A 21,602-nucleotide genomic window follows, 5' to 3' on the forward strand; every position below is an offset into this window, starting at 1 on the left:
CTTAGCTCTGCGAGGCGTGCAGCTCACCGATCGCCGCGGCATCCAGGGCGTGGCTGTAGATCCGGAAGTCGCGGACCCGGCCGTGCAGGTACGGGTGCCGCGTGTCCTGGGAGCGGCCGAGGAAGTTCTGCGAGGTGGCCCCGAGGATCAGCGGGCTCATGACCAGCCCGTCCCGGCGGCCGACCTCGGCGCCGTCGAAGTACAGGACGGCCGAGCCTCCGCCGACCACGACGGCCACGTGCAGCCACTCCCCGACCGGCAGGGTGCCGGTGGCGTCGACGAAGTCCTCGCCGTCCATGCCGTAGGACTTCATCGAGAACCGGCTGCGGCCCGAACCGGTGCGGGAGTTGACGTAGAAGAACGTCCGCCGGTTGAAGCCCAGGTCGAACAGCCGGGCGTTGTTGGTGAGGGAGTCGGCCCGCACCCGGATCGCCACGGTCAGCTCGTCCAGCCCGGTGATCAGGCCGCGCGGCAGCACGACGTGCCCGCCGGTGCCGTTGAGGCCCACTCCCCCGTCCTGGGCGAAGTCCGCCCCTTCCGACAGCACCGCGTCGGGCCACTTCCCGGTGGTGTCCTTGAGGGTGCCGTCGAGGGCGTAGTGGGCCAGCAGGCGCGGGCGCTGCCGCGGCGCCGGGGTCGCCCAGTAGACGGTGTAGCGCTGGTGGTGGACCTCGGCGAACGGCATCAGCGTGACCTCGGCGCCGTCCGCGCGGGCGGTGTAGCGCAGCGGCTCACCGGTCTCCCGAAGCGACCGGGGGTCGATCGCGGGGAAGGTGTTGGGCTCCCGGTCCCCCAGGGCGCCGGCCAGCACGATCGGGCCGTGGCTGATGGCCTGGATATGGGGGTTGTCGGGGGCCTTCCGCCACACCGGGGCCATCGGCATGGTCAGCTCGACCACGTCGCCCTTGCGCCAGTGCCGCTGGAGGGTGGCGTACCGGCCGGGCTCGGCCTTCACCCCGGTCGCCGCGCCGTTCACCCGGATCTTGGCGTGCCGCCCGCGTGCGCCCAGCCAGCCGGGGATGCGGAGCTTGAGGGCGAAGCGGCCCTCCCCCTCGGTGACCGTGATGCGGGTGCTCTCCGCCTTGGGGTAGGCGGTCTCCTGGCGGAGGTGGACGCCGTGCCGCTCCCAGGTGGCCTCGGAGGGGATGAACAGGTTGACGTACAGGGCGTCGCCGGACTGGAAGTAGATGCTGTCGGCGAACTTGGTGTGCGTCTCCATCCCCGTGCCGTGGTCGCACGAGAAGTTGTCGTAGTCGCTGCTGTAGCTGCCGGGCGCCGACACCAGGCCGCCCTTGCCCTGCCGCTGCGACCCCGGCCACAGGCCCGTGTAGTAGGTGCAGAAGCCGTGCTCGGAGTCGGGGTCCTGCTCCCCGAGCATCTGGTTGTAGAGGGTCCACTCGTAGTAATCCATGTACGCCGTCTCGGACGGGTCGTGCATGAACAGCAGCCGCGAGAGCTTGAGCATGTTGTAGCTGTTGCAGTTCTCGCAGTTGTCGTCGGTGAGGCGGCAGACCAGTTCGTCCGGCGGCCCGAAGTGCTCCTCGGTGCTGTTGCCGCCGATCACGTACGTGTGGTGGTGGACGACCGTGTCCCAGAAGAACGCGGCGATCCGGTGGTAGCGGTCCTCGCCGGTGGCCTCGTACTCGCGGACCGCGCCGACGACCTTGGGGATCTGGGTGTTGGCGTGGTAGCCGGCGAGCTCGTCGCGGCCCTGCGACAGCGGCCCGAACATCTCCTCGTGGTCGAACCGGCGGGCCGTGCGCAGGTGCGCCGGGTCCTTGGTGACCAGGTACAGCTCGGCGAGCACGTCGTTCATGCCGCCGAACTCCACGTGCAGCAGCCGCTGCATGGTCTGCTCGTCCAGCCGGGCGCAGCGGGCCTCGACCCAGGCGGCCATGCCCTTGACGACGTCGAGGGCCTGGCCGTTGCCGCTGAGCCGGTACTGGTCCAGCAGCCCCGCCATGATCTTGTGGATCGTGTAGTAGGGCGCCCAGGGGTTCCCGCCCGCTTCGAGCTGCTCGAAGACCGACTCGGGGAACGCCGACAGGTAGCCGGGGGTGAACCCGGCGGCCGGAGCGGCGGCCTGGCACTTGGCCAGCTCCGCCACCAGGTGACGCCCCTTGGCCGCGTACGCGTCGTCGCCGGTGTTGGCGTGGGCCTGCGCCAGCGCGGTCAGCAGATGCCCGGTGGAGTGGCCGCGCAACTGGACGTTGGGCGCCTCCCAGCCGCCGCACGGCTGCGCGTTGGAGGGCAGCCCCACGTTCAGCCGGAACGTGTGCAGCAGCCGGTCGGCGTCGATGAACTTCAGGTACGCCAGGGTCCGCGTCATGTTGGCGCGGAACGGGCTGTCCAGCAGGGTCACCGCCGACAGCGGCAGCGGCGACAGCGTGGCCCTGGGGTCGGGCTTGTGCGGTGCGGTACGGGCGGCGGCCGGAGCGACCGTGGTCAGGCCGACGCCGAGCGCGGCCGTCGTGGCACCCGCCGTGCCCAGGAAGGCACGGCGGGTGAACGGAGCGGTCACGAAGCCCCCAGCCGGTCGGCGGTGACGGTGTGGCTTCCGGCGGGCAGGCCGTCCAGGTAGACGTACTCGCCGTCGCTGTGGGCCCCGTACGCCTTGCCCTTGTGGCCGTTCCAGGCCAGGCGGCCGTCGACGAAGACCTTGATCCGGGTGCCGAGGATGGGGACGCCGACGCGGCCGGTGGTGCCGCGCGGGGCGGTGAGCGTGGCCCGGTAGGCGCCCTCGGCGCGGTCCAGCTTCCAGGACGCGTCGATGCGGCCCTGCGGCGTGGTGATGCGGCCCTGCGCGAACGTCAGGTCGGCCGGGTGCGGGACGAAGTCGTAGGTCCGGCCGGCGGGCGCGGTCGGCTTGAGACCGAGGACGTCGAACGTCAGCGCCGGGGTCGGCCCGGTCGCCCAGGCGTGCGCCAGGCTGACGTAGGAGCTACAGAACACGCAGGAGTCCTCCAGGTTGCGGAACGACTCCCAGAAGGTGCTCTTGGTGCCCTGCGGGTGGTCGAGCATGTAGCCCCACTGGCGGCGAATGATGTCGACGCCCGCCTGGTCGGCCTCCTGGCCGCCGGCGGCGAAGTGGGCGTTGACCTCCATCGAGCCGGAGAACACACCGGGGTTGCCCTTGTTCTCGGGGGCGGTGGTGCCGATCGGCGACCAGTTGCCCTTGAGCTTGGCGCTGATGCGGCGGGCCTTGTCCTGGTCGGCCAGGCCGTACCAGACGGCCAGGGAGTTGCCGTCCTGGGCGTGGATGGTGGAGTCGGGGTAGAACTTGTACGCCCCGGCCTGCTCGTCCCACAGGTGGGTGTCGATGGCGGTGCGCAGCGCGTCGGCCCGGGAGGCGTAGTCGGCGGCCCGGCCGGAGTCGCCCTGGGTGGCGGCGAGCTTGGAGCCGGTGGTCAGGACCCGCCACAGCAGCACGTTGGCGATGAGGTTCTCGCCCTTGGCCAGGATCCGCACCGAGTCGGAGGTGCCGGTGATGGACAGCAGGCCCCGGTCATTGACCTTGGCCTGGGTGTAGTCGACGGCCTCGATGTAGTCGTCCCACACCTGCGCCAGCCACGCCCGGTCGGCGGTGTAGAGGTAGTAGTCCCAGGTGGCCGCCAGCGTCCACAGGTGGTAGGTGTCCGAGCCGTACTTGTTGAGCATCGGCCCGGCGTACGGCAGCTCACCGGTGTCGCGCTGGTGCCGGTAGATGGTGGTGAGGGCGTTGCGGGCCGACTCGGTGTCGTTGAACGCGGCGTAGGCGGCGGGCACCTCGATGCCCAGGTCGCCCGGCCAGACGGTGCGGTCGCGCTTGGCGCCGTCCACCAGGATCGTGTCGCCGACCCCGACGTCGCCGCTGTTGTCCCAGGCCGCGGGCGGCGCCTCCCAGACCCGGCCGGTCTTGGGGTCGATGGTGTTGAGCTGGATCGTGTACGCGCCCGCGTACCAGATCCGGTTGAGCAGCTCGTCGCTGGAGTAGAAGTAGTTGGCGTAGTCGCGCAGGTCGTCCATCTTGGGGGCGGCGGTGAAGTGGGCCGACACCCCCTCCAGGTCCACCGAACCGGCCGACTCCAGGAAGACCGTCAGGTAGCGGAACCCACCGCGCAGGTACTTGGCGGGCATCGTGTAGGTGGTGCGGCCGTCCACGTCGGCGTAGATGGCGCCGTCACGGCTGCGCGGGCCGCCGGTGGACGCGTCGGTCTGGATCCCGACGTACTCCGACGACTCGCTGAACGCCAGGCCCACCCGCTGCGGGCCGTCCGACCCGGCGAACTTCAGCGTGACCAGGCCGGTGACGTTCTTGCCGAAGTCCAGCGTGAGGTACGAGCCGGCGCCCGACAGGCGGGTGCGGTCGCCCTTGAGGACGGCGTCGGGATCGGTGACGGTCCCGTTGGTCCTGAAGACCGCGACGGGCTTCACCGTACGGGAGGCCGGCGACAGGTTGTAGCTCTGCCAGGGGGCTTTCTCCACCGGCGCGGACTGGGCGGCGGGGACACCGCCCAGGAACACCGGCAGGGTGAGCGCCGTCACGGCCAGCGCGGCCGTCACAGCACGTCGGGTTGATACTCTTGCGGACATGAATTCCTCGCATTCCTGCTGCTAGGGGACGTGCGAAGGGGTTCGGAGAGGCGGGAGGGCGGGGCCGACGCCCTCCCGCCTCATGGGTGCGCGAGCACTACACGCGCACCGTCGTCTCCCCGTAGGGGACGAGACGGACCGGGCCGATCAGGCCGTAGCGCTGCCGACCGGCGACGCCGTAGACGCCGGGGTCGCTGACCCGCAGCCGGTTGAGCAGGGTGGTCGCCACCTCCACTTCGATGGTGTTGGCGCCCGGACGCAGGTGGGCGCCGATGTCCAGGACCGGGTTGAGCTGGTCGACGGCCGGCAGGACCTGCCCGTTGACCTTCACCCGGCAGGTGTCGGTGACCTCGCCGAGGCTCAGGTACGCGCCGTGCGAGCGGGTCCAGTCCTTGCCGAGGTTCACGGTGGTGCGGTAGACGCCGACGCCGGAGACGTCCTCCAGGCCGGGGATCTCGGTCCACGGCTTGAGGGCGTCGAGGGTGACCGTGTGGGTCTGGGTGACGGTCTCGGTGGGCGTGGCGCCGGGCCGCCAGTCCTCGACCGTCAGCGTCCAGGAGGTCAGGTCCGCCGGCGCGGGCACCGCCGCGACGGTGGCCTGGGCGGTGCGGCCGTTGGACAGCGCGGTGGTGTACGTTCCGGCCTGGGCGGCGCGGACCGTCAGGCCGTTGCCGGCGAAGCGGACCTCGTTGGCCTGGCTGCTGACGGCGTGCACCCGCTTCTTGGCGCCGTCGCCGTAGTGGCCGGGGCCGGCCAGCACGATGATGGTGGACTCGCTGGGCTGCAGCGCCACTCGGACGGTGACGGTGTCGCCGTCCTCCTCGTACACGGCGATGCGCTCGATCTCGCCGGTCCAGGCGTCCAGCCGGTACGGGACGGCGTCGCGGTCGCTGCGGGTGAGGGTGACCTTGTGGTCGATGGCGGCGACCGGCGGCTTGACGGTCTCGGCGTGCTTGCCGTTGACGAAGTAGTAGAAGTCGACCCCGTCCTCCACCCGGCGGGAGTGCAGGAGGGTGGACTTCTCCGCGTACCGGACGGTGGGCTGCAGGCCGAGGGCCTCCAGGGCCTGCGGGGTGGAGGGCCGGTCAGGAACGTTGCGGACCTTGGGCTGCTTGAACAGCTCGGCCAGGATCGCCCGGAGCCGCTCGTTCTCCCCCTCCTTGGCGACGCCGGGCACGGTGGCGGCCGACCAGTCGCCGATGAAGATCAGCGGCAGGCCCTGCTTGGTCCAGCTCAGCAGCCGCTCGGCGGTGGCGACGGGCAGGGTGCGCTCGTTGCCGCCGTAGATGTCGTGCTCGACGACCAGCACCTTGTAGGCCGGGCCCTTGGGGGCGAGCCGGCCGTCGGAGACCTTGGCCAGCGGCAGTTCCAGGACGGGGTCGCTGACGAGTTGGTGGGTCCAGCCGAGGGGGACGCCGTCGGAGGTGAACCAGCCGGCGCCCAGCCCCGTCTTGGTGTACCCCTTCTGCCGGTAGACCGCCACGTCGATCTTGTTGGTGCCCACCTGGGTGACCTGGTGGACGCGGGCGAGGTAACCCGCGACGTCCTCGACATGCCGCCAGGTCGGGTGACGCGGCCCCCACGACTCGGAGAACCCGATGCCGCCGCTGTAGGGGGTGAACCCGGCGAACCCGGGCCAGTTCACACCGGGCGCGGTGGCGTAGGAGAAGCCGTGCAGCACCGTCTGGTTGAGCCCGGCCGCGTACGCACCGCCCATGGTGGACAGGAACCTGTCCCAGGTGACGCTGTAGGCGGCACCCTGGTAGGCCCCGGCCTCCGAGGACAGGATCTTGCGGCCGGCCAGGTCCCGGCCGCCGGCCAGCGCCCGGTAGTCGTCGAGGTTGCGGAAGCCCAGCGACTCGCCCTCGGGGATGTCCACGATGGCGGCGTGCTGGATGGCGTCGGTCTCCAGCCCGTACGGCTGGGAACGGAACTGCAGGCCCAGCGAGTGCGCCCAGCCGGTCAGCGCCTCGAAGTGGTGCTCGCTGAACAGGTTGGAGACCGTCAGCCAGTAGTCGTGCCGCGCACGCCGGGTCAGCTCCGCCTGGTAGGTGAACACCGGGTTCTCGCGGTAGCGGACGATCACCGGCAGGTAGCGGTGCAGGGCGTACCCACGGCGGCGGGCGAACTCGGCGTCCAGGCCGGGGGTCCAGTTGAGGGCCTGGGTCTCCAGTTCGATGGAGTCCTCGAACAGCGCGCCGCCCGCGTGCTTGAGCAGCTTGCGGATCCGCGGGGTCAGCAGCCGCTCCTCCCAGAAGTCGATGACCGCCTGGGTGCCCGCCTTGCTGAAGTGGTCGACCACGTAGGACTCGGGGCTGGAGTGCGGGCCGGACTCCGGCTGCTGCCCGGAGCCACGCTCCCAGTACGACAGCAGCACCCAGTCGCCGCCGGTTGGAGCGCTCCACTCGATGCGGCCGTCCTTGACCAGGCTCGTGAGGTCCTGCCAGGAGTCCAGGGCCAGGCCGGTCTCGTTGCGGGTGGACAGGGCCGGGTCCACACGGACGGCGTGCACCCACAGCAGCTTCTGCTTGGTCACCCCGTGCTCGGCGGCGGCGCGGGCGGCGGGCACCGGGCCGCTGTAGGTCGCGCCGCCCGCCACGTCGGCCCGCCCGTACGCCAGTTCCTTGACCGCCTCGGGGCTGTCGGGGGTGATGGTGGGCACGGCGGCCGGCCAGGCGGGGCCGACGGTCAGGTCGACGGTGATGCCGCGCTTCTTGGCCTGGTCGAGGGCGGCCTCGACCCCGGCGTTCCAGGCGGGGGTCCCCCACCCGTACTTCTCGGGGTCCAGCACCGACTTGTCGCGGATGCTGTGGTGGACCGCGACGATCTCGGCGCCACCGAACCCGGCGTCGGCCATCTGGTCGATCTCCCGCCGGATCTCGCTCGGATCCACCTGCCCATCCGGCCACCACCAGCGGAACTTGGGCCGCACCGCCGCCGGGGGCTCGGCGAAGCGGACGGCCTGCAGCGGACGGGAGTCCGCCACGGCGGCGGGCGTCCGCACCGACAGCGGGAGCGCCGCGACGGCGCCCGCCGCGACTCCGACCTGCAGCACACGGCGCCGGGTGAAGCTGTTTTCGTTCATGGTTTTCCTGTCGTTTCTTCCGGGGTTGAGCGAACGGGCTCGGATGACCACCGCGGGCGGAGCGCTGGTGAGCCCGTGGCCGCCCCGGCGGTGGAGCACCGCCGGGGCGGTTGTGTCAGCGGCGGCCGTCGCGGACGACGACGGTGCGGCCCGCGCCGACCGGGCCGATGACCAGCAGCCCGCCGGTGACGTCGCGGTCCACCTGGCGCGGTGCGCGGGCGTGCGGGCCGGTCACGTGGTAGGCGGCGGCGGTGTCGTCGCCGAGTTCCACGACGAGGCGGGCGGAGGTGTTGGGCGGCACCTCGACCTCCAGCCGGTAGCCGGTGGGGCCGGTCCGGTCCAGCGCGACCTCGATCGGGCCGCGGATGGTCGGCACCCTGCCCCCGACCTTGGTCAGCGGCCCGGGACGGGGCCGCACGTCGACGGCCGCCGCGCCCGGCGCGGTGACGCGCACCCCGAGCACCTGCCGGGGCAGGACGTTGGCCGGCGCCGACGCCCAGGCGTGGGAGAAGGTCATGTTCGGCTTGAGCGCCGGGTCCCACGCCTCGCCGACGATGGTGGCTCCCAGGTCGTCGAGCATGTGCAGCCAGGAGTTGGTGGAGGTGGCGGTCATCAGGCCGATCGCCGCGTCGGCCCGGCCGCAGGCGAACAGCGCGTCCAGCAGGAACTGCGCCCCGTAGACACTGACCTTCATCCCGCCCTCGGCGAGGGTCCGGCCGAGCCGTCGCAGCACGTCGTCGGAGACGGTGCCCTGCCCGGCCACACCGAGCGCCAGCGGGAACACGGTGGCGTGCTGGGCGCTGTGCGCGGTTCCGGCGCCGTCGACGAACCGGCCCGCCTCCTCGTCGAGCAGCGTGTCCCGCATAGCGCGGGCGATGCGGTCGGCCAGCCCCCGCCACCTGGCGGCGTCGTCCTTCTTGCCCAGCGCCCCCGCGACCTGGGCGAGCGTGTCGAACGCCGCGTACTGGAAGGCATTGACGACAGTGTTGACCTCGGTGAACACGTACCCGTCCCGGTTGGAGACGGGCCAGTCGACCAGGTCGGACACCCCGTTCTGGCTGGACGGCTTGTGGACCAGGCCGTCCTCGCCGAGGTTGCCGGTGAGGTTCTTGGCCACCAGCCGGTCGTAGTCGGCGGCGAGCTGGTCGGGGTCTCCGGTGTGCAGGTACTCCTGCCAGGCGATCAGCACGCTCATCAACCGGTACTCGGTCGGCCAGGTCGGCACCCGGGTCAGGAAGCGGTTGGAGTAGCGGGCCAACGCGTAGGAGCGCTGGACGGCGTACTCCGAAAGCTGGTTGACGTAGGCGTCGCCCTCGTAGGGGCCGCGTTCCCGGGTCGGGGTGTCGACGTACAGGTCGGTGCGGGTGGCCTCGATCGAGTAGCGGCAGAACTCGTACACCCGGTCCAGGTCGGGGTCGGAGCTGTGGAACGCCGCGTCGGACTCCGACCAGTCCAGCCGCTGGGTCCGGCCGGTGACCGCCGACGACAGGTCCAGCGACGGGTCGCAGCGCAGCTCGGCGTAGCGGAACCCCCGGTAGCCCCAGTGCTCGATGCGCTGCCTCCCGTCCCGCAGCGTCCACACCTCGCGGTAGGTGTTGGCGGCCCGCAGCTGGTAGCGGACGGTGCCGTCGGCGTTGAGCTCCTCACCCAGCCGCACCTCCACGGTCTGGCCCGCCCGGCCCGTCACCTCCAGGACGAGGCCGCCGACGATCTCCCGGCCGAGGTCCACCAGCCAGCGGCCGTCGGCGGCCCGGGTCACCTTCGCGGGCTCGACGTCCACCAGCCGGACCGGCTCGGTCAGCGCGGGCACCAGACCGGCGATCGGCTCGCGGGCCGTGGCCGCCTCCCAGCCGGAGTCGTCGAAGCCGGGCCCGGTCCAGCCGGCCGGCTCGAAGCGCAGGTCCCAGTACTCCTGCGGCGCGACGTAGAAGCCGCCGCCGACGTCGCCGCGGTCGGGCAGCAGCCCGGCCTGGCGGCGGGCCTTCCAGTGCGGCCCCGAGGCGATCGTCCGCCGTGTCCCGTCGGCGAAGGTCACCTCCAGCTGGGCCAGGAACCGCTGGTCCTGCGTCGCGTGGCAGAGCGCGGCCAGCGCGTTGGCCCGACCGGGGCGCAGCAGCCGCGTCACCTCGTAGGAGTGGTAGCGCGGCTCGCCCGCGGGCGCCCGCACCGAGGCGAATCCGGCGTGCTCCCCGTTGCACCACACGCGGGCGACGTACTGGCGCGCCCGCTCCGGCGACTGGGCGGCCACGTGCAGGATCGCCGCCGTCACCGGCTTGTCCGGCAGGGTGAACTCGTGGCGCAGCAGCGCCCACGCGCCGTCCGGCCCGAGCGCGGACGCCAGCCCCGACTGGCTCCTGCCGAGGGTCAGCCTGCCGTCGGCGACGGTGCCGCTGCCGAACGTGCGGCGGTCAGTGGAGAAGTCATCGTCCAGCAGCACCTGGCCGGTGGAGTCGGTGAAGGTGACCCGGTCGTAGGTCTGCGACTCGGTGCTGCCGTTGCGCAGGCCGACCGCGCCGCGCCGATGGGTGGAGTCGGTGGTGGTGTCCACCACCGTCCCGTTGATCGAGGTGACGAACGTGGAGCCGGTCATGGTCACCGCGATGTCGTAGTCGACCCCGGTCCTGATCTCCATCGGCAGCGGCACCTCGGCCAGGACCCGGAAGGAGCCGCCGGTGAAGACGTGCTTCTTGAGCCGGCCGGGCGTTCCCGCCATGACCTGCCACAGGTAGTTCTCGCTGCTGCTGGAGGCGCGGAACCACAGGCCCGCCGAGACTGTGAGGATGGTGACCTTGACGGCGAAGGTACCGTCGCCGGGCGCCTGGCCCTGCGGGACCCACACCGGTGTCCCTGTCCACCGGCCCATGACCCCGGTGGCCAGCAGCGCGGGCTCCGACCACTGGGAGGCCCGGTGGCCGTCGAAGGTCCGCACCCGCCACCAGTAGGCGGTGCTGGGCGCCAGCTCGGGGCCGCCGTAGGGAACGGCCACCGACTCCGGCGAGGCGACCTGCCCGCTGTCCCAGACGAGCGAGTCCCGCCCCATCCGGGGATCGGTGGCGACCTGCACGTGGTAGTGCGTCTGTCGGGAGCCGGGGGTCAGGCCGGGAACCTGCCAGCTCAGCCGGGGCCGCCGGGTCTCGATGCCCAGCCCCGTCGGCAGCAGGGACGCCAGCAGCCGGGACGGCGCGCCCGCGGCCGGCCCGACGGCCGCCGCGGCGGTGGCGGCGGTGGCGGTCCCGAGCAGCGGGGCGACGGCGACGCCGGTCGTTCCGACGGCGGCCATTTCGAGGAAGCGCCTGCGGTCGACGCCTGGCCGGGGGTGTTCGTGGGACACGATCGTCTCCTCGGGGGTGGTCATATCGGGGTGGCATGTGCGGCTGGGGGAACGCCGGCGTTCCCCCAGCCGGACGCCCGCTTCATCTCGCCGCCCGGACGCGGGCGGACGGTGATGGCAGCGGTAGCGGGCTCGGCGGCGGCGATGCCGGTGGTGTTCTCGTACATCCGCTCGCCGACGGCGCCGTAGGTGTAGTGGTCGAAGGAGTTCATGCCGACGTCCTGGAAGGAGCCGTCCGGCTTGATGGAGTCCCAGCGCTTCCACCTGGTGGTGGCCCCCCGGTCAGTCTGGATCCCCCGATCGGTTCCGCGGTTTCGGGTGAGGGCATCGCCTCCTACGGGTTGACTTCGACCAGTTCGATCCCCATGAGGTCGGCCAGGGCGCGCAGGTCGGCGATCCGGTGGCCGGTGCCGACGGCCCAGTGGTGGGAGATCCCGGTGGCGCTCCAGGCGTCGGTCCACTCCCCCGGGTCGCAGCCGAAGTCGACCCGCGAGGTGGTGTTGCCGATCCGCATCAGCGGCCCGTCCACGACCTCGCCCTCGGAGGCGACGAACGCGAACCGGCCGTCACGGCGCTGGATGACGCCGAACGCGGTGACCGGGCCGTGCTTGACGTCGAACTCCACCGACACGCCGTAGCCGCGCTTGCCGTGGTAGACGCCCAGTCCGCGCAGCAGCGGCCGGGAGTCGCTGATGGCCAGGTGGGCGGGTCCGTCATGGCCCATCTCGACATGGCCGCGGTGGAAGTCCAGCGCCTGCAGCTCGGTGAACGAGCCGCCGCCGCCCAGCCGGTCCATGATCAGCATGGCCAGCGAGGTGCGCAGTTCGTACTCTCCGGCGGCCGGGATGCCGCGGGCGGTCAGCAGCGAGGCGCCCAGGATCATGCCGGCGCCGAGCCGCTCGTGGATCTCGCCGTCCAGGCCCCGGTGGTAGTAGGCCAGGCTGTCCAGCCCGAAATCGGCCACCAGCCGGTCCAGGCCGACCGCGACCCGGGCGGCCCAGCCGAGATCCTCGTCGTTGACCGAGTCGGCCAGTTCGAAGACCTCTTCGGCCTGGGCGCGCTTGGCGGCGGCCTCGGCGTCGGTGACCTTCTCCACCCGCACCCGCAGGTCGTCGAACTCCAGCACCTCGACGTGCCCGCCGAAGTTGGCCGACACCAGGGTCAGGTCGGTGGAGACGTCCAGCATGCCCGGGTACAGGTGGCCCATCAGGCCATGCCGGCCGCGGCGCAGCGCCGCCCGCACCCCGGCGGCCCGCACCCAGCGGCCGATCCTCGCCCAGGCCCGCTCGTCCTCCAGGTAGCCCGACACCGAGCGGAACGGGATCCCGCAGCGCTGGAAGGCGTTGGCCATCTCCGGCAGCGGGCAGGCGCCGCAGTAGGCCAGCCACTGCCCGGTGTCGAAGGTCGCATGGTCCATCGACTCGGTGGGCTGCAGGTTGATCAGCAGCACCGGAGCGTCGGCGCGCTGCGCGACCGGCACCAGCATGGTGGCGGTCATGTAGGTGGTCAGGAAGCCGACGATGATGTCGCAGCCGGCGGCGCGCAGCTTCTCGGCGGCGGCGGCGCCCTCCTGGGCGTCGGAGATGAAGCCCACATCGACGACGTCGGCGCCCAGCTCGCTCATCCGCTCCGACACCCGCCTCGCCGAGCGCTTGAGCTGGGGCAGCAGGTCGGGGAACTGCGGCCAGTACGCGCCGAGCCCCCCGGCGACGAGGCCGACCCGCACGCGCGGGGCGGTGGCGTGATCCAGCGAGAGTGCGGTCGTTGCCGTCATGGTCCTTCCTCAGCCTTGCTTCGGCGACGGGGCCGGCGCGGCTCCTGCGCGACCGGTGCCGGCCCCGTCGGGTCCTGCGGGTGAATCGTCTGACCGGCTGCTACCGGGGATGGCCCGGCCCATCCGGCTACCGGAGGAACGCGGCGGCCACCCCGGCGTCCACCGGGACGTGCAGCCCGGTGGTGTGGGTCAGGTCGCCGCCGGTCAGCGCGAACACCGCGTTGGCCACGTGCTCGGGCAGCACCTCGCGCTTGAGCAGGGTCCGCTGGGCGTAGAACTCGCCCAGCTTCTCCTCCTCCACGCCGTACACCGCGGCGCGCTTGGCGCCCCAGCCGCCGGCGAAGATGCCCGAGCCCCGCACCACCCCGTCGGGGTTGATGCCGTTGACCCGGATCCCGTGCTCACCGAGCTCGGCGGCCAGCAGCCGCACCTGGTGGGCCTGGTCGGCCTTGGCGGCGCTGTAGGCGATGTTGTTGGGCCCGGCGAACACCGAGTTCTTGGAGGAGATGTAGACGATGTCGCCGCCCATGTCCTGGTCGATCATGACCCGGGCGGTCTCCCGGGACACCAGGAACGAGCCGCGCGCCATCACGTCGTGCTGCACGTCCCAGTCGCGGGCGGTGGTCTCCAGCAGCGGCTTGGACAGCGACAGCCCGGCGTTGTTGACCACCAGGTCCACCCCGCCGAAGGCCAGCACCGCGGCGCGCACCGCCGCGACGATCTGGGTCTCGTCGGTGACGTCCACCCCGACCGCCACCGCCGCGTCGGCGGAGCCGATCTCGGCGGCGACCTTCTCGGCGGCGGCCAGGTCGCGGTCGGCGACCACGACGCAGGCGCCCTCGGCGGCCAGCCGGCGGGCGGTGGCCGCGCCGATGCCCGACCCGCCGCCGGTGACCAGCGCGATCCGGGTGGCCAGCGGCTTGGGCTTGGGCATCCGGCGGAGCTTGGCCTCCTCCAGCTCCCAGTACTCGATGCGGAACTTCTCGGCCTCGTCGATCGGCGCGTACGACGACAGCGCCTCGGCGCCGCGCATCACGTTGATGGCGTTGACGTAGAACTCGCCGGCCACCCGCGCGGTCTGCTTGTTGGCGCCGAAGCTGAACATGCCGATGCCCGGCACCAGCACGATCGCCGGGTCGGCGCCCCGCATCGGCGGGGAGTCGGGCGTGGCGTGCCGCTGGTAGTAGGCCCGGTACTCCTCGCGGTACTGGTCGTGCAGCTCCGCGAGCCGCTCGCGGACGTCCTCCAGCGGCGCGTCCGGCGGCAGGTCCAGCACCATGGGGGCGACCTTGGTGCGCAGGAAGTGGTCCGGGCAGGAGGTGCCCAGCGCCGCCAGCCGCGGGTGCTCGGCGCGGGAGACGAAGTCCAGCACCACGTCGCTGTCGGTGTAGTGGCCCACCTGCGGCCGGTCGGTGGAGACCAGCCCGCGGATCAGCGGGAACAGCTCGGCGGCGCGGGTCCGCCGCTCGTCCTCCGGCAGCGGCCGGTAGCCGTCGACCACGGGGCCGAACGGCTCGGCCCTGCCGTGCTCGGCGATGTACGCCTCGGCGGTGCGGATGATCTCCAGCGAGTTGGCCTGGCACTCGGCGCTGGTGGCGCCCCAGGCGGTGATGCCGTGCCCGCCCAGGATGACGCCGATGGCCTGCGGGTTGGCCTCCTTGATGGCGCGGATGTCCAGGCCGAGCTGGAAGCCGGGACGCCGCCAGGGCACCCACACCACTCGGTCGCCGAAGATACGGCGGGTCAGCTCCTCGCCGTCGGCGGCGGTCGCGATGGCGATACCGGAGTCGGGGTGCAGGTGATCGACGTGTGCGGCGTCCACCAGCCCGTGCATGGCGGTGTCGATGGACGGGGCGGCGCCGCCCCGGCCGTGCAGGCAGTAGTCGAACGCGGCGACCATCTCGTCCTCGCGCTCGACCCCGGGGTAGACGTCCACCAGGGCGCGCAGCCGGTCCAGCCGCAGCACGGCCAGGCCCGCCTCGGTGAGGGTGCCCAGGTCACCGCCCGAGCCCTTCACCCACATCAGTTCCACGTCCTGGGCGGTCACGGGGTCGGTGACGGTGCCCTTGGCCGAGGCGTTGCCCCCCGCGTAGTTGGTGTTGCGCGGGTCGGCGCCCAGGGTGTGGGCCCGGTCGAGCAACTGCTCCACCTCGGGTGGAGTGGCGGTCATCATGTGCTCCTTCGCAGGCTTCGTGACGGGTCGTGATGGGGTGGCGGGCGGGTCAGGCTCCCCAGCCGGCGGCGGTGCCGTCCTTGCGCTCCTCGATGACCTTCTCCAGGTAGCCCGACCGCAGGTAGGCGGCGATGGGGTCGGGGTCCAGGCCCATCTCCTCGCGCAGTTCGGCCAGCAGCGGCCGCACGTCGGTGTTGTAGGCGTCCATCAGCACCGCGTTGGCGGCCAGCACGTCCCCGTCCCGCTGGGCCGCGCGCAGCGCGTCGGCGTCCACGAGCAGGGCCTTGGCGGTGGCCTCCTGCACGTTCATCACCGAGCGGATCTGCCCCTGAATCTTCGGCTCGATGTTGTGGCACTGGTCGAGCATGAAGGCCACGCCGGTCTGCTCGTCGTAGCCGCCGCCCCGGACCACCTCGTGCATGATGCGGAACAGCTGGAACGGGTCGGCCGCCCCCACCATCAGGTCGTCGTCGGCGTAGAAGCGGGAGTTGAAGTCGAAACCGCCGAGCTTGCCCTCGCGCAGCAGGAACGCCACGATGAACTCGATGTTGGTGCCGGGGGCGTGGTGGCCGGTGTCCACGACGACCTGGGCCTTGGGGCCGAGCCGCAGGCAGTGCGCGTAGGCGGTGCCCCAGTCCGGCACGTCGGTCGCGTAGAACGCCGGCTCGAAGAACTTGTACTCCAGCAGGAACCGCTGGTCGTCGCCGAGCCGCTCGTAGACGGCCGACAGCGCCTCGGCCAGCCGGTCCTGGCGGGCGTGGATGTCGTCCTGGCCGGGGTAGTTGATGCCGTCGGAGAACCACAGCTTCAGGTCCCGCGAGCCGGTGGCGTCCATGATGTCGACGCACTCCAGCAGGTGGTTCAGCGCCTTCTTGCGGACCGCCGGGTCCGGGTTGGTGACACTGCCCAGCTTGTAGTCGTCGTCCTGGAAGACGTTGGAGTTGATCGCGCCGACCCGCACCCCGGCGGCGCGGGCGTACTCGGCCAGCGCGCCGTAGTCGTCCACCCTGTCCCACGGGATGTGCAGCGCCACGGTGGGCGCCACTCCGGTGTAACGGTGCACCTGCGCCGCGTCGTCGATCTTCTCCTGCGGAGTGCGCGGCACGCCCGGCTGCGCGAAGACCTTGAACCGGGTGCCCGAGTTGCCGTAGGCCCACGACGGCGTCTCGATGTGCTGGCGGCGCAGGGCGTCCTTCACCGCACTGATGTCACTCATGAAAACCCTTCTCTTGCTGTGCGGGGCGGCCCCGCGTGACGACGGCCTGCCGGTCCGCCGGCGGTCAGTCGAGGTGGAAGACCTCGGTGAGCGGCCGCATCCCCTCGTCGGGGCGGCCGTCGAGGTTCTCGAAGAACGGCGCCATCTCCGCCTGCCAGCGGGCGTTCACCTCGGTGCGGGCCATGCCGTCGAGCGCGGCCTGGAAGTCGTCGGTCTCCAGGTAGCCGACCAGCAGACCGTCGTCGCGCAGGAAGAGCGAGTAGTTGTGCCAGCCGGTGTCGCGCAGCGCGGCCTGCATGTCCGGCCACACCTGCGCGTGCCGCTCGCGGTACTCCTCGATCCTGTCCTGGCGCACCTTCAGCAGAAAGCAGACGCGTCGCATGGGTCCCCCTCCCGGTCCCCGTCCCCGGGCCGAGCCCGGGGACGGGGAGACGCGAAGCTGATCAGAAGCCGATCAGAAGTCGAACTCGTCGATGTTGCTCTTCTCGAAGGTGAAGGGCGGGCCCAGGACGATCTCGCCGTTGGCGCCGATGGTGCGCTCACCGAGCCGGCCGGCCTTGAGCGTCTCGCCCTGCGCGCCGGTGATCTGGCCGGAGGCCAGCGCGGCGGCCGCGTAGGAGGACAGGTAGCCCAGGTCCTTGGGGTTCCACAGCTGGAACTTGGTGACGGTGCCGTCCTTGATGAACTGGCGCATCTGGTTCGGAGTGCCCAGACCGGTCACCACGACCTTGCCCTTGTACTTGGAGCCGGAGATGTAGCGGGCGGCGGCGGCGATGCCCACGGTGGTCGGGGCGATGATGCCCTTGAGGTTCGGGTACGCCTGCAGCAGGCCCTGGGTCTGCTGGAAGGACTTCTGGTCGTCGTCGTCACCGTAGGCGATCTTGACCAGCTTCATGCCGGAGTACTCGGGCTTCTTCAGCTCCTCCTGCATGAACTTGATCCAGGTGTTCTGGTTGGTGGCGTTGGCGGTCGCCGACAGCACCGCGAACTCGCCCTTGCCGTCCATCAGCTCCGACAGCAGCTTGACCTGGCTGCGGCCGACCTCCTCGGAGGAGGCCTGGTTGATGAAGATGTCGCGGCAGTCGGGGTTGGTGTCGCTGTCGTAAGCGATCACCTTGATGCCGCGCGAGCGGGCCTGCTTGAGCGGGCCGCACACCGCGTTGGGGTCGTTGGCGGCCACCAGGATGGCGTCCTGCCGCTGCTGGATCAGCGTGTTGATGTAGGAGACCTGCGAGGAGGCGGAGGCGTCGGACGGGCCGACCTCCTTGGCCTCGCCCTTGTACTCCTTGGCCGCGTCGATGCCGGACTTGTCGACGATGGTGGAGTACGGGTTGTTGATCTGCTTGGGCAGGAAGGCGATCTTGAGGCCCTCCTTGATCGGCGCGTTCGGGTTGGCCGAGGCCGAGGCGCCGGAGCCGGCGTCCCCGGAGCCGGAGTTCGACGCCGAGTCCTTGGTGGTGCCGCCGCAGGCGGTCAGCGCCAGCGCCATGACACCGGCGGTGGCCATGGCCGCGAGCGAGCGTGGGGCCCGCAGCCGTGCGAAGGGACGCTGTTTCATGATCATTTGCCTTTCGGGAACACGTACCCGTGAGGGTTCGGGGTGGGGGGGAGGGGCTAGGCGGGGGCCGCGGCGGGATCCCGATGCCGCCGTCTGGCCCTCGCCTGGCCGGCCGCGGTGATCAGGCGCGGGGTCAGCACCGAAACGATCAGCAGCAGCCCGGTGACGATGGACTGGATCTCGGTCGCCACGTCGTTGAGCATGAGCAGGTTGCGCAGCAGCCCGATGAGCAGCACCCCGGCGATCACGCCGCCGAGGGTGCCCTTGCCGCCGTCGAAGTCCACGCCGCCCAGCAGCACCGCGGCGATCACCGCCAGTTCCAGCCCGACGCCGTTGTCGGCGCGGGCGCTGCCGTAGCGCAGCGTGTAGACGATCCCGGCGAACGCGGCGACCACACCGGACACCGCGAACAGCACGAGCTTGATCCGCTTGACCCGGATACCGGCGTAGAACGCCGCGTCCTCCTGGGCACCGATAGCGAACAGCGAGCGGCCGATGCCGGTGGCGTGCAGCACCAGCGCGGTGACGATCGCCAGCAGCACGAACAGCGCCACCGGGTAGGGCACCGGGGTGCCGGGCACGTTGGTGGTGGCCAGGTCGGCGTACTGCTGCGGGAACTCGGCGATGGCCTCGGTGCCCAGCAGCACGTACGCCAGGCCCCGGTACAGCGACAGCGTGCCGATCGTGACGGCCAGGGACGGCAGTCCCAGCCTCGTCACCAGCAGCCCGTTGATCAGGCCGCACACCACGCCGGCCAGCACCACCACCGGCACGATCGTCTCGAACGCCCAGCCGGCGTCCCACAGCGCGCCGGTCAGCGCGCTGGCCAGGCCGAGCACCGAGGCGACCGACAGGTCCACCTGGCCGCACACCACCAGCAGCGTCATCGGCAGCGCGATGAGGGCGATCTCGCCGAGGTCGCCGAGCGCGAACGACAGGTTGTCGGTGTTGCCGAAGTCGGGGGACAGCCCGGCGCCGCCGAAGAACACCACGATCAGCAGTGCGGCGACCACCACGTCCCAGCGAAGGAAACGGCCCAGGTCGAGCCCGCCCGCAGTCCTGCCCTCAGCCATGTCGCGCGTTCCTCTTCCTCAGCACCCGGGCCAGCCGCAGCGCCACCAGTCGGTCGGCGCTGATCGCCAGCAGCAGCAGCAGGCCGACGATGGCCTCCTGCCAGAACGAGTTGATCTTCAGCACCACCAGCACGCTGCCGATGGTGGTGATGAGCAGGGCGCCCAGCGCCGCGCCGTACACGGTGCCGACCCCGCCGACGATGGCCACGCCACCGACCACGACCGCGGCGACCACCTTCAGCTCCCAGCCCTTGGCCGGGTCGGCGATCACGGTGCCGAAGCGAGCCAGCCACAGCGTCCCGGCCAGGCCGGCCAGCACGCCGCTGGCCAGGTAGGCGGTCAGCACCCGGCGGCGGATCGGCACGCCGGCCAGCCGCGCGGCCTCCGGGCTGGAGCCGATGGCGTAGAATTCCCGGCCCGAGGAGTAGGCGCGCAGGTAGTAGCCGACCAGCAGCATCACCACGACGCTGATCAGCGGCAGGTACGGGACGCCGAGGATCGCGCCGTTGCCCAGGTCGAGGATGGACTGCGGGACCTCGGCGGCGCTGATCTGCTCGCCGTGCGCGATGTAGTGGTTCAGGCCCTGGATCACGTACAGCGTGCCGAGGGTGACCACCAGCGCCGGCACTCCGCAGAAGCTGACCAGCAACCCGTTGACCAGGCCGCAGACCGCGCCGATCCCGACGCCCAGCGCGACCGCCACCACGAGGCCGTGGTCACTGTTGGTGACGAAGTCGCCGACGACGAAGGCCACCAGCCCGACCGTCGACCCGACCGACAGGTCGATGTTGCGGGTGACGACCACCAGGGTCTGCCCCACCGCCAGCAGCACCAGGATCGAGGCGTTGAGGAAGATGTCCTCCACGCCCTGGGCGGACAGGAACCTGGGGTTGACCGCGGTGGTGACGGCCACCAGCACGATCAGCGCGGCCAGGATGGTCAGCTCCCGGAACCGCAGTACCAGGTCGATGAACCCGCCGTCGCCGCCGCCGGTCCCCGGCTTGGGCGGGGCCGGCTTGTGTTCTGCGATCGCGGTCACGCCGCCGCCTTCCCCTTGAGCTGGCCGGTCGCGGCGGCCATCACGGACTCTTCGGTGGCCTGGTCGCGGGGGATCTCGGCGACCAGCCGGCCCTCGTGCATGACCAGCACCCGGTCGGCCATGCCGAGCACCTCGGGCAGGTCGGAGGAGATCATCAGCACCGCCAGGTCCTGGGCGGCCAGCTCCGACAGCAGCCGGTGCACCTCGGCCTTGGTGCCCACGTCGATGCCCCGGGTGGGCTCGTCGACGATCAGCACCGACGGCTCGGTGGCCAGCCACTTGGCCAGCACGACCTTCTGCTGGTTGCCGCCCGACAGCACCCCGACGGCGTCGCCGAGCCGGGAGAACTTCAGCTGCAGCCGCGTCGCCCAGTCGCGGGCGCGGTCGCGCTCGGCCCGGCGGGAGATCAGCGGGCCGGGGCCGCTGGCCCGGCGCAGCGAGCGCAGCTGGGTCAGGCCCATGTTGCGCTCGATGGACATGTCCATGACCAGGCCCTGCTGGCGGCGGTCCTCGGGGACCAGGGCGAGCCCGGCGGCCATCGCGGCGGTGGGACTGGCGGACGGCAGCCCGACGCCGCCCACCTCGACCTCGCCGGCGTCCCAGCGGTCCACGCCGAAGATCGCGCGGGCGACCTCGCTGCGGCCGGCGCCCACCAGCCCGGCCAGCGCGACGATCTCGCCGCGCCGCACCTGGAAGGACACGTCGGTGAACACGCCCTCACGGGTCAGCCGGGACACCTTCAGGGCGACCTCGCCGGGGGTGACGTCCTGCTTGGGGTACAGGTCCTCCAGCTCCCGGCCGACCATCCGGTGCACCAGGTCGTCGGTGGTCAGCCCGTCCAGCAACTCGCTGCCGATCCACCGGCCGTCGCGCAGCGTGGTGACCCGCTGGCACAGCTCGAAGATCTCCTCCAGCCGGTGCGAGATGAACAGGATCGCGCAGCCCTGCTGCTGCAGGGTGCGGGTGACCGTGAACAGCCGGGCCACCTCCTGGCCGGTCAGCGCGGCGGTGGGCTCGTCCATGATCAGCACCTGGGCGTCCCGGGAGATGGCCTTGGCGATCTCCACCACCTGCTGGTCGGCGATCGACAGGCCGCGGGCCGGCTGGCGCGGGTCCAGCGCGACGCCGAGGCGGGTGAACAGCTCGGCGGCGGCGGCGTGCATGGCCCGGCGGTCGATGCGGCCCAGCGAGGTGCGCGGCTGGCGGCCCATGAAGATGTTCTCGGCGACCGACAGGTCCGGGAACAGGGTCGGCTCCTGGTAGATCACCGCGACCCCGGCGGCCTGCGCGTCGGCGGGGCCGTGGAAGGTCACCGGCTCGCCGTTCAGCCGAAGCTCACCGGTGTCCGGCCGGTGCACTCCTGCGAACGTTTTTACCACCGTGGACTTCCCGGCACCGTTCTCGCCCGCGAGCGCGTGGACCTCGCCGGCGTACAGCTCGATGGTGACGCCCTGCAGGGCCTGCACGGCGCCGAAGGACTTGCTTACGTTGACCAGCGCCAGTCTCGGCGGAGCCGGCGGAGCGGGTGCGTTCACGCGCCACCCTCCTCGTCTGGGTTCATGTGACCGCGGCGTAAAAAACGTTTTAACGTGATGTTGCGCAGGACGGTAGATGTGAGCCAGGGCACCCGTCAAGTGGTGATCTGGGCGAACTTCACCGGAGAGGCGGCGGGAAGCCCGATGGCGCCGGGGCTGGCGATCGCCGTGCAACGATTTCGTGACGGCGCAGGGGTTGACACGTTTTAATGACTTGGTCACAGTTGGCGCTGCCAAGACACGACC

At 71.5% G+C, this 21,602-nt stretch carries 13 protein-coding genes; all 13 read right to left on the reverse strand.

Translation table 11 applies throughout. The features are described 5' to 3' along the window. Window position 1: 1 nt before the first annotated feature. Complete coding sequence (locus tag C4U03_RS25825; protein WP_103940977.1) at window positions 2-2,521, reverse strand: glycoside hydrolase family 127 protein; 2,520 nt, start codon at window positions 2,519-2,521, stop codon at window positions 2-4. Continuing rightward, window positions 2,518-4,542 (reverse strand): alpha-L-rhamnosidase-related protein, encoded by a 2,025-nt coding sequence (locus C4U03_RS25830; protein WP_103940979.1) that lies wholly within the window; start codon window positions 4,540-4,542, stop codon window positions 2,518-2,520. Before C4U03_RS25830 ends, C4U03_RS25825 begins: the two co-directional genes overlap by 4 nt. A 127-nt stretch (window positions 4,543-4,669) precedes the next feature. Continuing rightward, window positions 4,670-7,657: a glycosyl hydrolase gene (locus tag C4U03_RS25835; protein ID WP_103940981.1), complete on the reverse strand. Its 2,988-nt coding sequence runs from the start codon at window positions 7,655-7,657 to the stop codon at window positions 4,670-4,672. A gap of 115 nt (window positions 7,658-7,772) precedes the next feature. Then, window positions 7,773-10,988, reverse strand: coding sequence for a family 78 glycoside hydrolase catalytic domain (locus C4U03_RS25840; protein WP_235018122.1), 3,216 nt, complete (start codon window positions 10,986-10,988; stop codon window positions 7,773-7,775). A 20-nt stretch (window positions 10,989-11,008) separates the two neighbouring features. Next, window positions 11,009-11,437, reverse strand: coding sequence for an alpha-L-rhamnosidase-related protein (locus C4U03_RS42575; protein WP_103941233.1), 429 nt, complete (start codon window positions 11,435-11,437; stop codon window positions 11,009-11,011). After that, the gene (locus tag C4U03_RS25850) at window positions 11,323-12,762 is read right to left on the reverse strand and encodes an L-fucose/L-arabinose isomerase family protein (RefSeq protein ID WP_103940983.1); all 1,440 of its coding nucleotides are present in this window, start codon (window positions 12,760-12,762) and stop codon (window positions 11,323-11,325) included. The genes C4U03_RS42575 and C4U03_RS25850 overlap by 115 nt, the downstream gene beginning before the upstream one ends. Window positions 12,763-12,889: 127 nt before the next feature. After that, window positions 12,890-14,932, reverse strand: coding sequence for a bifunctional aldolase/short-chain dehydrogenase (locus tag C4U03_RS25855; RefSeq protein WP_103940985.1), 2,043 nt, complete (start codon window positions 14,930-14,932; stop codon window positions 12,890-12,892). A 52-nt stretch (window positions 14,933-14,984) separates the two neighbouring features. Then, on the reverse strand, window positions 14,985-16,151 hold the full coding sequence (gene rhaI / locus C4U03_RS25860; RefSeq protein ID WP_103940987.1) for an L-rhamnose isomerase: 1,167 nt from the start codon (window positions 16,149-16,151) through the stop codon (window positions 14,985-14,987). A 64-nt stretch (window positions 16,152-16,215) separates the two neighbouring features. Further along, entirely contained in the window at window positions 16,216-16,533 is a 318-nt protein-coding gene (locus C4U03_RS25865) for an L-rhamnose mutarotase (RefSeq protein ID WP_103940989.1), read from the reverse strand. A 72-nt stretch (window positions 16,534-16,605) separates the two neighbouring features. Then, window positions 16,606-17,709: a rhamnose ABC transporter substrate-binding protein gene (rhaS, locus tag C4U03_RS25870; protein ID WP_103940990.1), complete on the reverse strand. Its 1,104-nt coding sequence runs from the start codon at window positions 17,707-17,709 to the stop codon at window positions 16,606-16,608. A gap of 56 nt (window positions 17,710-17,765) precedes the next feature. Beyond that, entirely contained in the window at window positions 17,766-18,782 is a 1,017-nt protein-coding gene (locus tag C4U03_RS25875; RefSeq protein ID WP_103940992.1) for an ABC transporter permease, read from the reverse strand. Further along, window positions 18,775-19,821, reverse strand: coding sequence for an ABC transporter permease (locus C4U03_RS25880; protein WP_235018124.1), 1,047 nt, complete (start codon window positions 19,819-19,821; stop codon window positions 18,775-18,777). Before C4U03_RS25880 ends, C4U03_RS25875 begins: the two co-directional genes overlap by 8 nt. After that, window positions 19,818-21,356: a sugar ABC transporter ATP-binding protein gene (locus C4U03_RS25885; protein ID WP_103940994.1), complete on the reverse strand. Its 1,539-nt coding sequence runs from the start codon at window positions 21,354-21,356 to the stop codon at window positions 19,818-19,820. The genes C4U03_RS25880 and C4U03_RS25885 overlap by 4 nt, the downstream gene beginning before the upstream one ends. Between the last annotated feature and the right edge of the window lie 246 nt (window positions 21,357-21,602).

The organism is Thermomonospora echinospora, assembly GCF_900108175.1.
Taxonomy (GTDB): domain Bacteria; phylum Actinomycetota; class Actinomycetes; order Streptosporangiales; family Streptosporangiaceae; genus Thermomonospora; species Thermomonospora echinospora.

Bases quoted from the DNA above. Each gene is read 5' to 3' on its own strand.
- C4U03_RS25835 (WP_103940981.1), bottom strand. From the start codon at position 7,657: ATGAACGAAAACAGCTTCACCCGGCGCCGTGTGCTGCAGGTCGGAGTC.
- C4U03_RS25875 (WP_103940992.1), bottom strand. From the start codon at position 18,782: ATGGCTGAGGGCAGGACTGCGGGCGGGCTCGACCTGGGCCGTTTCCTT.
- rhaI (WP_103940987.1), bottom strand. From the start codon at position 16,151: ATGAGTGACATCAGTGCGGTGAAGGACGCCCTGCGCCGCCAGCACATC.
- rhaS (WP_103940990.1), bottom strand. From the start codon at position 17,709: ATGAAACAGCGTCCCTTCGCACGGCTGCGGGCCCCACGCTCGCTCGCG.
- C4U03_RS25865 (WP_103940989.1), bottom strand. From the start codon at position 16,533: ATGCGACGCGTCTGCTTTCTGCTGAAGGTGCGCCAGGACAGGATCGAG.
- C4U03_RS25850 (WP_103940983.1), bottom strand. From the start codon at position 12,762: ATGACGGCAACGACCGCACTCTCGCTGGATCACGCCACCGCCCCGCGC.
- C4U03_RS25855 (WP_103940985.1), bottom strand. From the start codon at position 14,932: ATGACCGCCACTCCACCCGAGGTGGAGCAGTTGCTCGACCGGGCCCAC.